This is a genomic window from Sorangium sp. So ce302 (assembly GCF_051530145.1).
Taxonomy (GTDB): domain Bacteria; phylum Myxococcota_A; class Polyangia; order Polyangiales; family Polyangiaceae; genus Sorangium; species Sorangium cellulosum_B.
On record NZ_CP150326.1, the window covers coordinates 13,448,924 to 13,463,336 of the forward strand.

Sequence of the window (14,413 nt, forward strand, 5' to 3'; positions counted from 1 at the left end):
GTCGCGCCCTTTCCGATACAGGGGCGACCTACTTGTTGAACGGTGCTGTCGATGCGCAGCGCAGCAAGGCGAGCTTCATCGCTTTTCCGGCAGGGTGCGCCACGAGCAGCGCCTCCGCGGAGGCGGCGATCGGCTCGCCGCGCCCGAGGGCCGGCTCGGCTTGCAGCCCGCCTTCGAGCTCGCCTCTCGCGGTGAGCGCCGCGAGCTGCGTCGGGCCGGACGCGTTCGCGATCGCGAGCCATGCCGCTGCGCCCGCGGCCTTCGCCGGGTCCTGCCCGCCCGGGCCTCGAGCGCCGGGGAGGAGCGCCGGCACCCCGGCGCCCAGGCCCAGCGTGGCCTCGGGCGGGGCGTCCTGCTCGCGATCGCCGCCGACGAGCACGTGCGGCTCGCCGGCGCCGCCGAGCCGCACCAGCACGGCGCTGATGCGCCCTCCGATCGAGCCGCTCGGGGTGTCGTCGTCCCGGAAGGCGAGGATGAGCCCGTCGTCGTCGCCGAGCGTCAGGTCGTACGCCAGCACGTGTCCGTTCTTGGGGGTGACCGCGCGGGGCGTCGCGGTGAGCGCGCCCGCCTCGTCGAGGGGGACCACCTCGATCCACTGGTGGGTGATCGTCTCGCCTGCCGCGGCGGTGTCCTCGTCGCCGTCGTCCTTCTTCGTCGCGGCCTTTCGCGCCGGCTCCTCGGCGCGCGCGATGTACGCGAGCCAGTAGCCGCCCGGCCGGCCGAGCACGCGCGGCATCTCGGCGTCGGTGCTCGGCTGGGAGACCGGGCGGGCCGACGTCACGGAGCGCAGCGTGCCCACGTCGGCGGAGGCGAGCATGATCCGCGATCGCTTGCCGTCGCGGGTCACGTCGTCCCAGACGATGACCGCGCGCTCGCCGGACGCGGCGATGTCGAGCGCGAGCGACTCGTCGCGCCCCTCGGCGAGCTCGGCCCCCCACGTCACGTGGTCCCCCTCGACCCTGGCGACCTTGATCGCGCGCCCGCCTGCGTTCGGCTCGAGCATCGCGGCGAGGATCGCGCCCCCGGCGCCCGCGACGACCGGAGGATCCATGTCCCCGCGCGATCGCGCGAGGCGGACGAGCTTCCCCTGGGCGCCGTCGGCCGAGAGCGTGGCCACCATCGCGACGGTCCCGCCCTCGGCTTCTCGCTGGGCGCCCACGGCGAACCCGCCGGAGAACGTCGTCCCGCGGCCGACCTCGACGGCGAACGGCGCGATGTCTTCAACGCTGTCCGCGCTGTCCGCGTCGCCGCCCCCCGCGCCTTCCTCGGCCCCGCGCGCGGCCGGCGGTGCGTCGCCGATGACGAACGGCGGCGGGCTCGCCGGCGTGCAGCGCGGGGGCGTCGGCTGCGGCGCCGCGCCGGCATCGTCGGCGTCGCTCGGCGCGGACGCCGCGGGGTTCGCGCTGGGCGGCGCGGGCGCGTCGCTCGTGGCGCCTCCCGGTGTGGAGCAGGCGCGCCACACCACGAGGCCGCCGACGACGAGGGCGACGGCCAGCGCGCCCTTCCAGGCGACGCCCTCGGGCTCGTCCGCTGGCGGCGGCTGTCGATCTGCGCCCGTGCTCCCCTGGCTGGTGCTCCGCTGGGTGGCGCGCTGCTCGGGATCCATGGGGCGTGGGTGTTAGCGCTGATCGCTCCGCGAGGGCAGGGGGAGCGTAAGCCCCGCAGCGCCGCGAGCGCGGCCGCTGCGCGCGAGCTCGCGATGGGACGCGACCTCGTCGGGTGGAATCGCTGGGGCGCGCGCGCACAGGCATGTTGCGTGGCGGCACCGTGGGACGATGGAGGTGCCCGCGTCGAACGGTGCCCTGCGCGCTGGACGTGCCGGAACGCATCCCCGCGGCCTGTCCCCTCTCACGCGTGTCCGGTGGCGCCCTTTCCAGGGGCCTTGTCGCGGCGCCAGATCGATGTGGCAGTTTGGCCGCCTCTGCGTGGCGCGACGCCGGTCCGCACGCGCTGAGTCGTGCGGATATCCATCGATGCTCGATATAAGCCATCGAGCGACCATTTCGGGACGCAGGACCCTGCGATATCACCTCCGCCAGGAGGACGAGCGATCACCGAAACAGCCATCTTGTTCCCGATCCCGGTGTGCGCTTGAACCAGGCCGATCTTGTCCACGACGGGCCTCCCGACACGGCCCCTCCATGGATCATCAACGACCTGAACAACCATGGGGAGCGCACGCGCGCAGGCGAGCTCATCTGCATTGCCGGCTGGACCCACGTTCGCGGCGCGCGCCGCGCTCCGGGCACCGGGTGAGCCGAGAACTTCCCCTCCGCCGCCGGCGAGGCTAACGAGCGGCTGTCAGCTTCGTCCGTCCGGTGCCTGGCGCCGCGGCCCTCCTCTCTTTCGTCGTGATGCCCAGCCGTCCTCTCCTCGCCACCTTCCTCCTCGGGCTCGTCGCGCTCTGCTGCGCGGCCTGCGTCGGCTCCTCGCCCACGCCGCTCGCCCCTGCGCTCCGCGGCTCGATCGGCGTCCCGCACCACGGCGTCATCACCGACGCCGTCGAGCTCCCGAGGCAGGGCCCGGGCTACCGGCTGCTTCGCAGCAACGGCATCCGGTGGGGGACGGCGCGCCTGGTCGCCGCGGTCCAGCGCGCCGCGGCGGAGGTGGCGCTGGCGCGGCCGGGCGGCGAGCCGCTCGTCGTAGGCGACCTCTCCGCGCGCTACGGCGGCGCGACGCGGGGGCACCGGTCCCACCGCACCGGGCGCGACGCCGACCTCTTGCTTTACTCGCTGACCCCGGACGGCCGCCCTGTGCGATCGCCGGGCTTCGTCGCCTTCGGGCCGGACGGGCTCGGGCGGATCAGCGATGGCGCCGAGGAGCCCGCGTCGCCGCGCGCCGGCCCGCCGCAGTACGTCCGCTTCGACGTCGAGCGGGAGTGGCTGCTCGTGAAGTCGCTCGTCCGCTCGCCCGACGCGCACGTCCAGTGGCTCTTCCTGGCCCGCTGGCTCGAGGCGCTGCTCATCGAGTACGCGCGCGCGCTCGGCGAGGACCCGGAGCTCATCTGGTATGCCGAGAGCGTGCTGCTCCAGCCGGGCGACAGCACGGCGCACGCCGATCACATCCACCTCCGCGTCGCGTGTACGCCGGACGAAACCCTCTCCGGCTGCCTCGGCGGCGGCCCGCAGTGGCCGTGGCTCCCGGCGGTGCCGCAGCTCATCGCGCCGTCGGACGGCGACCTCGCCGCTGCGTTGCTCGACGACCTCCTGCCTGGAAGCGCCGCCGCGGGCTCTCGCGTGGCGGCTCCCGACAGCGCGCTGTGAGCCACCTCCTGGCGCACGGCGACGCGGCCGACGTCTGCGCGGCGCTCCCCGCGGACGTGCGGTTCGATCTCGTCTACCTCGATCCTCCCTTCGGCGTCGGGACGACGATGACCGCGCGGGCGGCGCGCGGCCAGGCGCGCGGCCGGCGCAGGCCGGAGAGCGGGCCCGACGCGTACGACGATCGCTCGAGCGCCGACGCGCTCGTGGCGATGCTCGCGCCGCGTCTCGCGGCCATCCGCGATCGCATGACCGAGGGCGCGACGCTGTACCTGCACCTCGATCACCGCGCGGTCCACGACGCGAAGGTCGCGTGTGATCGGCTGTTCGGCCGCGGCGCCTTCCTCGGCGAGATCATCTGGGCGCCCGGTAACGGCGGCCGGGGCGCGCGCGGCTTCTCCGTCACGCACCAGACGATCCTCCTTTACGCGCGCGCCGCGAGCGAGCGCGGCCAGGTGGTCTACAACGCCGCGGATCCGACGCTCCGCGAGCCGTACGCCGAGACCAGCCTGGCGATGCATTTCAAGCACCGCGACGAGGACGGCCGCCTGTACCGCGAGCGGATCCTCGGCGGCAAGGCGTACCGGTACTACGCCGACGAGGGCCGCCGGCTCGGGAGCGTGTGGAGCGACATTCCCGGGATGGTCGCCAACACCCCGCTGCGCCGCGAGGCCACCGGCTACCCCACGCAGAAGCCGGAGCGGCTGCTGGAGCGCATCGTCCGCGCGTCCTCCGCGCCCGGCGCGACCGTCGCCGATCTCATGTGCGGCAGCGGCACCACGCTCGTCGCGGCCGCGCGCCTCGGCCGCCGCTTCGTCGGCGGCGACCGGAGCCCGCTCGCGTTCGCGACGGCGCGGGAGCGGCTCGACCGCGAGGGGATCGTGTACACGGCGTACGAGTCCGTTCCAGCCGCGGAGAGCGAGCCGGAGCGCCCTGACTGGACCCTGGCGAGCTCCCTGTCCCCGGGCTGGGCAGCTCGGATGCCCCTCTCCTCCTCTCACCCCGGCTCAGACGAGCTCGTCGATCGGCCCCGCGCCCTCGCGGACGATCTGCACCTCGCCCTGGCTCAGGTCGATCACGGTCGTCGGTACCGACCCGCCGGTCCCAGCGTCGAGGACGAGCGCGAGCCCCGGAAACCGGTCGTCGATCTCCCCCGGATCGATGATCGGATCCTCCCCGGGAGGCGCCGCGGTCGTGCTGATGAGCGGCCGCCCGAGCGCGCGGACCAGCGCGAGCGCGACCGGGTGATTCGGCACGCGGATGCCGACCGTCTTCTGCTTGAGGTGCACGTACTTCGGCACCTCGCGCGTCGCGGGGAGGATGAAGGTGTACGGCCCGGGCAGGTAGCGCTTCAGGATGCGGTACGCCTGGTTCTCGACGATCGCATAGCGCGCGATGTCGCTCAGATCCGGGCAGATGAACGCCAGGTTCTTGTTCTGGCGCATCCCCTTGATCTGATACACCCGCTCGATAGCCGCCTTGTTCATCAGGTCGCACCCGAACCCGTACACGGTATCGGTCGGGTAGCCGATGACCTCCCCCTTCTGAATGAGATCGATCGCTCGCGCGATCTTGCGGGGTTCCGGGTGATCGGGGTTGATGGGCTGGAGCACGGGAACGCAACCATGGGGCCGCCCGGTCGGTTCCGCCAGTGCTGGCTGCCTGGATATACGACCAGCGCCGGGCAGCCGGGTGCGGGCGCTGCGGGTGAAGAGAGGCGGGGCGAAGCCCCGAGACGCAAGCCGGTCGCACGCGCGAGCGGCTTGAGGCGGAGATCGAAGATCCCGGCGTGCAGCGCTGCTGGCTACTCCTTGAGCGCCTCGCTGCCGCCGATGATCTCCATGAGCTCCTTGGTGATCGCCGCCTGACGCGCCTTGTTGTACTCGAGCGTCAGGTTGTCGATCACTTCCTTGGCGTTCTTGTTCGCGGCGTCCATCGCCGTGAGCTTCGCGCCGAGCTCGCTCGCCATCGACTCGTAGAGCGCGCGCAGGATCGAGATGTCCACGTACATCGGCACGAGCCGCTCCAGGAGCGCGCCCTTGTCCGGCTCGTAGAGGAACTCCGACGCCGCGGAGGGCGCGCCGTGGCCGCCCTCGTCCCCCTGCTCCTGCTCCTTCGCCGGACCGCCGGCGGGCGGCAGGAGCCGCTCGACGACGACCGTCTGCGTGATGGCGCTCTTGAACTCGTTGTAGACGAGGTAGATCGCGTCGATCTCGCCCTTGTTGAACGGGGCCAGGAGCTTCGCGCCGACGGCCTGGGCCGTCTCGAGGTTGAGCTTGTCCCAGACCCCGGCCAGGTACTCGAGGATCGGCGCGCCGCGGCGGTTGAAGTAGTCCCGACCCTTGCGGCCGATGATCGCGAGCTGGACCTCCTGGCCCGCCTCCGTCCGGCTCTTCCACTCGCGCTCGGCGCGCTTGTTGATGTTGGTGTTGAAGGCGCCGCAAAGTCCGCGGTCGCTCGTGAGCACCACGAGCAGCACGCGCCGCTCCGGGCGGGTCACGAGCAGCGGGTGCAGCGCCTGCTCGCCCCCGGCGGGCGCGCTCGCCTCGCCCTCCGCCCCGATCCCCTCCGCCGCGAGCGCCTCGGCCGCGGGAGCCGCGTCGCGCGTGATCGCCGAGAGCACCTCCTGCACCTTCACGGCGTAGGGGCGCAGCTCGGTGATGCGCTGCTGCGCCTTGTTGAGCTTGGCGCCCGCGACCATCTTCATGGCGCGGGTGATCTTCTGCGTCGACTTGACGCTGGAGATCCGCTTGCGAATGGACTTGAGGCTGGGCACGGCTGCCTACTTTTCCTTTGCCTTCGAGGCGCTCTTCCCGTTCTTCGACTTGGCCTTCGGCGCCGGCGCCTCCTCCTCCTCGTCGCCCGCACCGTCCTCGTCGGCCGCGGTCGAGGCGCCGCTCGCTTCCACCGCGAACCGCTTCTTGAAGGTGTCGATCGCCTTCGTCATCCGGGACTTGAGGTCGTCGTCGAGGACCTTCTTCTCGCGGATGTCCACGAAGATCTGGGGGTGCTTCGCCTCGATGAACTTGTAGAGCTCTTCCTCGAAGCGCGAGAGCGAGCTCACCGGCAGGCTGTCGAGCAGGCCCTGCGTGCCGGCGTAGATGATGAGGATCTGCTTCTCGACCGCCAGCGGCACGTACTGGCCCTGCTTCAGGATCTCGGTGAGGCGCGCGCCGCGCTCGAGCTGCGCGCGGGTCTTCGCGTCCAGGTCCGAGGCGAACTGGGAGAACGCCGCCATGGCGCGGTACTGCGCGAGGTCGAGGCGGAGCGTGCCGGCGATCGACTTCATCGCCTTGATCTGCGCGTTGCCGCCGACCCGGCTGACCGAGATGCCGACGTTGATGGCCGGGCGGACGCCGGAGTAGAAGAGGTCGGCCTCGAGGAAGATCTGCCCGTCCGTGATGCTGATGACGTTCGTCGGGATGTACGCCGACACGTCACCCGCCTGCGTCTCGATGACCGGCAGCGCCGTGAGCGAGCCGCCCGACTTCGGATCGCGGACGATCTCGTAGTCGCTCGCCTTCGCCTTGTCCGAGAGCTGCTGCTCGAGCTTCTTGATCTCGTCCTTCTTCTCGTCCTTGCGGGCCTGCTCGAGCTTCTCGAAGAGGGCCCCGTCGATCGTCTTCCAGAGCGAGTCCTTCGCCGAGTGCATCCCGTGCGCCCCGACGTGCGCCTTGCCGTCGACGCCGCGGTACGAGGCGTCGCCGCCCTCGATCTTCGTCCCCTTCGAGACGACGTAGAAGATGTCGGCCATCTTCGCGGCGCGCTCGAGGAGCCGGGAGTGGAGGTAGAAGACGTCGCCCGGGTACGCCTCGCGGCCCGGCGGGCGGCGGAGCAGGAGCGAGAGCTGGCGGTACGCGACCGCCTGCTTCGACAGATCGTCGTAGATGCACAGCGCGTGGCGCCCGCTGTCACGGAAGTACTCGCCGATCGTCACGCCGGTGTACGGCGCGATGAACTGGAGCGGCGCGGTCTCGCTCGCCGTCGCGGCGACGATGATCGTGTACTCCAGCGCGCCGTGCGCATCGAGCTTGTCCACGACCTGGCGCACCGTCGACAGCTTCTGGCCGATCGCGACGTAGACGCAGATGACGCCCTTGCCCTTCTGGTTGATGATCGCGTCGACGGCGACGGCGGTCTTGCCCGTCTGCCGGTCGCCGATGATGAGCTCACGCTGGCCGCGGCCGACCGGGATCATCGCGTCGATCGCCTTGATGCCGGTCTGCATCGGCTCGGTGACCGGCTGGCGCTGGATGATGCCGGGCGCCTTCACCTCGACGCGGCGGCGCTCCTTCGTCTCGAGCGGCCCCTTGCCGTCGATCGGCATGCCGAGCGCGTTCACGACGCGCCCGAGGGTCGCCTCGCCGACGGGCACCTCCATGATGCGCCCGGTCCGCTTGACGGCGTCGCCCTCCTTGATGGAGCTCGTGTCGCCGAAGATGGCGGCGCCCACGTTGTCCTGCTCGAGGTTCAGCACGAGCCCCATCAGGCTGCCGCCCTCCGAGCCGGTGAACTCGACGAGCTCGCCGGCCATCGCGCGGCTCAGGCCGTGCACGCGGGCGATGCCGTCGCCCACCGTGAGCACGGTGCCCGTCTCGGTGACCTGAGCGGCCTTGTCGATATTCTGGATTTGCTTCTTGATGATCTGGGAGATCTCTTCGGCGCGGAGCTGCATGCGGAGTCCTCTGTCGGGAGACGCTTGGGCTGCGGAGTCAACGTCGTCAAGGTCGAGGGGGCGCTGAGCGCCGGGCCACGACCCAACATGAAACAGGGGGGCTTGCTCGCGTCCCCTCAGGTCCGGAGCAGGTTGTCACGGAAGCTCGACAGCCGGGTCCGGAGGCTGCCGTCGATCACCTGATCGTCGATCTGGGTCACCACGCCCGCGATGAGCGCGGGATCCTGCTTGTGGGTGACCGAGATCTTCCTCCCGGTCGCCTTCTCGAGCTCGGCCCGGAGCCGGTCGAGGTAGCCGTCGCTCAGCGGGCCCGCGCTCGTCACCACGGCCCGGGCGACGTTCTGGTCCTGATCGACGAGGAGCGCGAGCTGCCGCGCGATCTCGGGCAGCGCCGCGAGCCGCCGGCGCCGCGCCAGCAGGAGGAGGGTGTTCTTCGTCACGTCCGAGAAGGCGGCGCGACCGCCGATCTCGCGGAGCAGCTCCTCGCGCGAGGCCTCCGGGATGAGCGGGTTGTCGAGGACGAGGCGGAGCTCCTCGCTCGCCGAGTACATCGCGCTGGCGTCCCCGATCTCCCTGGCGAGGGCCGCGAGGGTCCCGGTCTCCTTGCCGATCTCGAAGATCGCGCGCCCGTAGCGTCGGGCGACGGACTCGTAGCTCATGTCGCTGCTCCGGTGGTCTGGGCTCCGCGGCGCGCGCCGGCGGAGACGGCCGCGGGGATGGCCTTCAGGTACTCTTCGTTGACCCGGTCGAGGTCCTGCTGGCCGATGCGCTGCCGGAGCAGCTCCTCGGCCGCGGCGACGGCGTTCTGCACCGCCTCCTGGAGGAGCATGGTGTGCGCCGCCTTGAGCTCCTGCTCGGCGCGGAACTCGGCGTCGCGCCGCATCCGGACGCGCCGCTGCTCCGCCTCGGCGAGCACGTGGGCCTTCTCGACCTCCGCCTGCGCCGCGTGCTCGGCCTTGAGCTCGGCGAGCGTCTCCTCGAGCCGCGTGAGCTTGTCCTCGTACTCCTCGAGCCGCTGCTCGGCCTCCTGCTTGAGGCGCGACGCGTTGTCGAGCTCCTGCGTGATCGTCTGCTTGCGCTTCTTGAGCGCCTCCGCGATGGGCTTCCTCCCGAAGCGGACGACGATGAGCGCGAGCAGCCCGAAGTTCAGGACCGACGCGAGGAACGGCGGCGGCTCGTTCTTCGGATCGCAGGGGTTCTGCTCGTTGTGGTAGCGCCAGAGCAGCGCGTTGATCCCGCCCTTCGCGGCCGCCTCGTTGTTCACGCCGATGAGGCCGTGCCACCAGTTGACGTGCGGCGGCGGATCCGTCGGGCCGTGCCCGGGGCAGTGCCCCTCCCCGTGGGAGGCGTGCTCGGGCTGCGCGGGCGGCGGCGTGGGGCGCGCGCGGCCGGGCTGCATGCCCGGCGGCCGGAGCCCGTGGCCCGGCGGGAGCTGGCGGCCGCCCGGCCCGAGCGGCCGGCCGGGCTGCGCGTCGCGCGGGCGCTGCGGCATCTGCGGCGAGCCCGGCTGCGCCTGGGCAGGCGACGGGATGGGCGGGTGCCCGGGGGGCAGCGCCGGCTCGGAGCCCGGCGGCTGCGTCTGAGCCAGCGCCGTGCCGGCGGCGAGCGCCGCGGCCAGGCCGAGCGCGAGCGAGGAGCGGCGGAGCGGCTTCTTCACTGGCGCACCTCGCGGCCGAGCATGCTGGCGGCGATCTCCGCGGCGAGCGCGGGCTGGGCGGCGGAGAGCTCGCCGCGCATGCGGGCGACCTCGGCCGCGATCTTCGCCTTGCTGTCCTCGAGGATGCGCGCCGTCTCGGCCCGGGCCTCGGCCATGATCTGCGCCTCGATCTTCGCCGTCTCGGCGCGGAGCCGCTCTCGCTCGATCCCGGCCTCGCGCCGGACCTTCTCGATCTCGGCCTCGTAGCGGGTGAGCAGCTCGCCGGCGCGCTCGTCCATCTCGCGCGCTTCCCGCTTGGCGCCGTCGGTGCGCCGCTCGCGCTCTTCGAAGACGCGGAGCAGCGGATCGAACAGGAGCGGCTTGAGCACGACGACGAACGTCGAGAACAGGACGACCTGCGCCAGGAACGTCAGATCGAAGTCGACGGCGATGGCGCTGGCGCCGGACGCGAGGAGAGGGTGCATTGCGTTCGGGTTCACGGGTGCTTGTTCGGCGACGAGGGCGGCGCAGCGCGAGCCGCTCGCTGCCCCACGCCCCCCGAGGGGGCGATTTCGCGAGCCGGCACTAGCACGTGTCAGTCAAAGCTGGAAGGGTTCTCGCAGAGCGGACGAGCCCCTCTTTAACATCACGTCTCCTGACGACGCGCCCGCGCTACAGGCTCGCGAGCGCGCGCATCATCTCGCCGAGGCCGGCCTCGAGATCTCCCTCGGTGGCGCGCGGCGCCTGCGCGCGCGCGCCGTCCTCGTCGCGGATGGCCTCGGCGGCGCGCGGATTGCGGAACCAGTCCTCGTCGAAGCGCTCGATCAGGCCGCGCCGATCGCGCGCGGCGAGGAGCGCCCCGGCGAGCCGGACCGCCGCGCCGGGATCGAGCGCCGGGACGACCCCGGCGAGCGCGCCCGGGATCGGCGCGCCGAGCGCGCGCGCGGTGGTCTCCTCGAAGCGGTCGCTCCGATCGCGCGAGGCCCGGAGCAGCACGTGCCCGCCTCCGTCCTGGCCGGCGCCGAACACGAGCGCCACGGTCGCGGCGTCGAGGCGCAGCGAGAGGAGGAGGCTGCGCGCGGTGGCGCGCGCCTGATCGAGCGCGCGGCCCCGGCCCAGCCCGAGCGCGCGGGCGCAGAAGACGGGATCGGCGACGAGGCCGCCGAAGAGCGCGGCGCGGCGCGCCTGCCGGAGATCGAACGGCGCGTGGGAGAGCGCGAACGGCCCGCGCGCTCCATCACCACGCGCGAGCGCCGCGCCGAAGCGGGCGAGCGCGCGCGCGAACGACGCCGCGCCGAGCGGCCGCGGCAACGGTCCGAGATCGATCGCGACGCCCTCGGTCAGCTTCGTCGCGCGGAACAGCTCCTCGATCCACCGCGGGCCGAGCCGCGCTGGCCACCCCGACGACGCGTCGCGGCCGACGGCGCGCCCGAGCGCGGCGTGCCAGGTCGGCTCGAGCTCGATCACCGACTCGGTCCGGCGCAGCAGCGCCTCCGCGGCGCCGATCGCCGCGCCGGGAGGGTCGCAGGGGATCTCGATCGCGCGGAGGCCCTCCTCCGCGAGCTGCCGCGCCGCCTCGTGCCTCCGCTCGGCGAGGACGCGGGCGGCGTCGGCGACCGCGCCGGAGCCTCGGGCGAGCGCCTCGGCGAAGATCTGCCGTCCGGCGCTCGTCGGGTCGGCGAGCAGCCTGAGCCGCGCCTCGTGGGGCGACATCCGCGCCGGCTCGGGCAGGTCGATCGTGACCAGCGGCGCGTGCCAGGCCGCGGCGAGCCGGACGCGGTCGGCCCAGACGACGCGCTCCAGCGTGAGCGCGTAGACCCAGTCGGCGAGGGGGGCCGCGAGGCCGGTCGGATCCGGCGCGGCGGGCGACGTCGGGCTCGCGAGCCCGAGCTCCGCGCCGAGGCCCGGGGTCTTGCCGGTGAGCTCGAGGTAGGTCGTCCGCGAGCTGACGCGCCGGAAGGGATCGAGCGGGTTCTCGAGCCTGGCCCTCGCCTCGGCGGCGCTCGGGCCGTCCTGGTCTGCGGCGGGAGGGGCCGGACCGCGCCGGGCGAGGTCGCCGTGCGCCGCGCGCCACGCGCGCTCCGCGCGGGCGACGTCCTGGTCGAGGCGTATCAGATCGATCTCCATGTCACCTATCCGTGCACCGCGGGTGCCGTCCCGAGCCGCCCGGCGATCTCGCCCTCGGCGCGCGCGAGCTCGGCCAGCCGCACTCGGGTGGCGCCCTCGTCGCCGGCGACCTCGACGGCGAGGTCGACGAGGGTCCGATAGTGCCGGGCCTCCGACGCGAAGAGCTCCTCGTACAGCGGCGCGAGCTCGTGCTCGCGCGCCGCGAGCCCGTCGGCGAGCAGCCTGAAGCGCTCGCAGGAGCGGGCCTCGATGATCGCGCCGACGAGCAGCCGATCGATGAGCGCGGCCTTCGCGTTGCGCGCGCAGGTGCTCGAGGCCGCCTTGCGCAGCTCGCTCGCGTAGACGTCGGTCTCCGGCTTGCCGAGCGCGAGGCCGCGCTGCTCGATCACGTCGAGCAGCGCGCGGAAGTGCCGGAGCTCCTCCTCGGCGAGGTCGACGAGCGCCCGCGCGAGGCGCGGGAGCGACGGCCAGCGCGCGGCGAGGGACAGGGCGTTCGACGCCGCCTTCATCTCGCAGTGGGCGTGATCGGTCAGGAGCGCCGGCAGATCGGCGAGCGCCACGTCAGCCCAGCGTGGGTCGGTCGGTAGGGTCAGGCAGAGCACGCAGGGCCGACCTAGAGCAGGCGCGGCGCGGCGAGAAGGGGGAGGCGGGCTTCGAGGTCGGCGCGGGCGCGACGATCGGCCGTCGGAGGTCGCTCTGGAAGCGTCGCAGAGCGGCGGTCACCCGCACAGGAGACGGGTCCAGATCGGCGTTTTCGGCGCGGAAGCGCACTCCAGTGCGCTGAGCACCGAAAACGTCGAGATGGGCCCGTCTCCGAAGCGGGTGACCGCCGCTCTAGAAGCTGTCGGACGACCCGCGGGTCAGCCCGCTCGACTCGAGGTGGTACGCGAGCCCGAGCACGAAGGTGGTGGGTCCTCCGCTGGTGAGGGCTCGCCGCACGGTGCCCTCGACAGCGAACTGGGTCCCCACATAGGCGAGGCCGAACGACAGCGCGTGCTGGTCGGCGCCCTGGTCGAAGCGGTAGCCGGCGCGGAGCGGGAAGTGATCGGCGACGAGGTACTCGCCGCCGGCCATGAAGCGGAAGGTGGTGTCGCGGTAAGAGTTGAAGTCGGCGAGCCCGTCGACCTCGATCGAGAAGTCAGCGGTGCCGAGCCCCATGCCGCCGCCGACCGTCGTGGGGAGCAGCCCGTGGTCCGGATAGGTGAGGTTCTGTCCGACGACCGCGATGTACAGGCTGTCGGTCGCCTTGACGGTGAGCGCGGCGTCGAACGTGAACCCGTCGACGAAGGAGTGCCGGCCGACGAGCTTCCCGTTCTCCCACGCGCGGAGCCCGCCCGAGACGGAGCTGTCGCCGAGGCCGCCCTCGAGCAGGGTCCCGTCCTGCGTGATCTTGGCGTAGCGGCCGGTGAGCCCGACGAAGACGCGCTCGGTGAGGGGGTAGGCGAGGCCTGCGCGTGCGTCGAGGTAGGAGCGCTTGATGCCGCCGTCGTCCATGTCGACGAAGCCGCCCACGAAGGAGAGCGCCCCGGCGAGCTTGCCGGTGACCGAGTCGACGACGACGCCGCCGTAAGCGTGCCGGCCAGCCTCGGGGCTCCCCTGGAAGAGCGCCTGGAGGTGATAGACGCGGGTCTCCACCATGGCGGACGGATTGAGGAAGACGGCCGACGTCCCGTTCCCGAGGGCGCGCAGCGCGCCCCCGAAGGCCGCGGCGCGGGGCGTCTCATTCTCCCCATAGGCGTAGGCGAGCTGGGGCGGCAGCTCGTCGGCCGCCGCCGGCCCTGCGGCCGACGCCATCAGGAGCGCGCCTGCCGCCGAGAGGGCCCCGGCCCGCCGGGCGGCCGCCGCCCGGCGCGACGCCCCCTCCGGCCGCTGCGCCAGGAGTGCCCCCCTTGTCAACCGGATCCCTGACGACATCGCCTCGCCATACCGCACACCTGGACCCCGGGGGCAAATTCTCGGCTCCTGAAAACCGGCGAACCTCGGTCGCTCTGTGCTGGACGAACTTCGTCTTCCTCAAAAAGCTGGAAAACCCGCCACGTCGAGGCTCTTGACGACGAGATGAGCGGGTTTTGCTCTGCAATCGTGAGCGCGTCGTAAAAATCACCGCCCCGCGTCGGGAGTTTTGGCGCCTCGTGTCCGGCAGCCAGAGCTCGGTCGACGCGAAGCCGGCTTCGCAGTGTGTCAGGGACTGAATTTATAACAATACTATCGGATACTTGAGCCAAGTTTCGCAGTTGGGGATAGACGCCCGGACTCACCCGGTGCTACCTCCGATTCGTCCTCGGGGCGGTTCCGTGCCGCACCGGGTCCTCCAAAGGGTGGCCTCGAAAGGGGCGCTGCGGGTTACCGAGCTCTGTGAGGCGGTATGGGGGACGGCTGTGCCGATCTGTCTTTCAATGCGATGGACCTCGACGCGACGGCTGTACCCCCACCTCGATCGGCGTGCTCGGCTGCAGCCGGGCCGGGCCCTGGTACAGGAGGGCTGTACTGTTCACCCGCAGTTGGCGGGAGCATGCGGACGATTCCCCGAGGACGAAGCGGCCGTGGGCGGACTGTTGAAAAGTCGACACGCCCTTCGATTACATTCAGAATAACATAGAGATCTCCAGGAGTTAGAGGCGAGTCCTCGCTGTGAGACCTGTGGATAAGTTGGGGGCGACGGTTCTTTCGGTCGCCCCCGAAACCTATTTTCGTGGAGCGGACTTCAGAGCAGCG

The 14,413-nt window shown here is 72.2% G+C and carries 12 protein-coding genes and 1 pseudogene; 2 read left to right on the plus strand and 11 right to left on the minus strand.

All coding sequences use genetic code 11. The features are described from left to right. Positions 1–28: 28 nt before the first annotated feature. Positions 29–1,606, minus strand: coding sequence for a hypothetical protein (locus WME73_RS50930; RefSeq protein ID WP_437914344.1), 1,578 nt, complete (start codon positions 1,604–1,606; stop codon positions 29–31). Between the two features lie 748 nt (positions 1,607–2,354). Here WME73_RS50930 and WME73_RS50935 point away from each other — a divergent pair. Continuing rightward, positions 2,355–3,263, plus strand: a complete 909-nt coding sequence (locus WME73_RS50935) for a penicillin-insensitive murein endopeptidase (protein ID WP_437743503.1) — start codon at positions 2,355–2,357, stop codon at positions 3,261–3,263. Between the two features lie 107 nt (positions 3,264–3,370). After that, positions 3,371–4,036: pseudogene (locus tag WME73_RS50940) on the plus strand (DNA methyltransferase); the annotation flags it as partial. On the opposite strand, the gene WME73_RS50945 reads toward WME73_RS50940, so the two are convergent. From WME73_RS50945 to WME73_RS50990, 10 genes are all read right to left on the minus strand, one after another. Beyond that, positions 3,940–4,149 (minus strand): hypothetical protein, encoded by a 210-nt coding sequence (locus tag WME73_RS50945; RefSeq protein ID WP_437914345.1) that lies wholly within the window; start codon positions 4,147–4,149, stop codon positions 3,940–3,942. The pseudogene WME73_RS50940 and the gene WME73_RS50945 sit on opposite strands and share 97 nt — an antisense overlap. Positions 4,150–4,267: 118 nt before the next feature. Continuing rightward, positions 4,268–4,873: an L-threonylcarbamoyladenylate synthase gene (locus WME73_RS50950; RefSeq protein WP_437548379.1), complete on the minus strand. Its 606-nt coding sequence runs from the start codon at positions 4,871–4,873 to the stop codon at positions 4,268–4,270. A 191-nt stretch (positions 4,874–5,064) separates the two neighbouring features. Further along, positions 5,065–6,036 carry an ATP synthase F1 subunit gamma gene (gene atpG / locus WME73_RS50955; RefSeq protein WP_437914346.1) on the minus strand — a complete coding sequence of 324 codons (972 nt, stop codon included), beginning with the start codon at positions 6,034–6,036 and terminating at the stop codon, positions 5,065–5,067. Between the two features lie 6 nt (positions 6,037–6,042). Then, positions 6,043–7,935, minus strand: coding sequence for a F0F1 ATP synthase subunit alpha (atpA, locus tag WME73_RS50960; RefSeq protein WP_437914347.1), 1,893 nt, complete (start codon positions 7,933–7,935; stop codon positions 6,043–6,045). 116 nt (positions 7,936–8,051) lie between these two features. After that, complete coding sequence (atpH, locus tag WME73_RS50965; RefSeq protein WP_437914348.1) at positions 8,052–8,594, minus strand: ATP synthase F1 subunit delta; 543 nt, start codon at positions 8,592–8,594, stop codon at positions 8,052–8,054. Further along, positions 8,591–9,592 carry a F0F1 ATP synthase subunit B family protein gene (locus tag WME73_RS50970; protein WP_437914349.1) on the minus strand — a complete coding sequence of 334 codons (1,002 nt, stop codon included), beginning with the start codon at positions 9,590–9,592 and terminating at the stop codon, positions 8,591–8,593. Before WME73_RS50970 ends, atpH begins: the two co-directional genes overlap by 4 nt. Next, positions 9,589–10,071: an ATP synthase F0 subunit B gene (locus WME73_RS50975; protein ID WP_231864629.1), complete on the minus strand. Its 483-nt coding sequence runs from the start codon at positions 10,069–10,071 to the stop codon at positions 9,589–9,591. Before WME73_RS50975 ends, WME73_RS50970 begins: the two co-directional genes overlap by 4 nt. 172 nt (positions 10,072–10,243) lie before the next feature. Then, positions 10,244–11,698 (minus strand): hypothetical protein, encoded by a 1,455-nt coding sequence (locus WME73_RS50980; protein ID WP_437914350.1) that lies wholly within the window; start codon positions 11,696–11,698, stop codon positions 10,244–10,246. 5 nt (positions 11,699–11,703) lie between these two features. Then, a complete protein-coding gene (gene miaE, locus WME73_RS50985) occupies positions 11,704–12,300 on the minus strand; it encodes a tRNA isopentenyl-2-thiomethyl-A-37 hydroxylase MiaE (protein WP_437743510.1) in 597 nt (198 codons plus the stop codon). A 232-nt stretch (positions 12,301–12,532) separates the two neighbouring features. Further along, a complete protein-coding gene (locus tag WME73_RS50990; RefSeq protein ID WP_437914351.1) occupies positions 12,533–13,612 on the minus strand; it encodes a hypothetical protein in 1,080 nt (359 codons plus the stop codon). Positions 13,613–14,413: the final 801 nt, after the last annotated feature.

What these genes read in the sequence shown, in the direction of transcription:
- WME73_RS50930 (WP_437914344.1), bottom strand. Translation starts at nt 1,606, where the DNA reads ATGGATCCCGAGCAGCGCGCCACCCAGCGGAGCACCAGCCAGGGGAGC.
- atpH (WP_437914348.1), bottom strand. Translation starts at nt 8,594, where the DNA reads ATGAGCTACGAGTCCGTCGCCCGACGCTACGGGCGCGCGATCTTCGAG.
- atpA (WP_437914347.1), bottom strand. Translation starts at nt 7,935, where the DNA reads ATGCAGCTCCGCGCCGAAGAGATCTCCCAGATCATCAAGAAGCAAATC.
- WME73_RS50935 (WP_437743503.1), top strand. Translation starts at nt 2,355, where the DNA reads ATGCCCAGCCGTCCTCTCCTCGCCACCTTCCTCCTCGGGCTCGTCGCG.
- WME73_RS50980 (WP_437914350.1), bottom strand. Translation starts at nt 11,698, where the DNA reads ATGGAGATCGATCTGATACGCCTCGACCAGGACGTCGCCCGCGCGGAG.
- WME73_RS50990 (WP_437914351.1), bottom strand. Translation starts at nt 13,612, where the DNA reads ATGTCGTCAGGGATCCGGTTGACAAGGGGGGCACTCCTGGCGCAGCGG.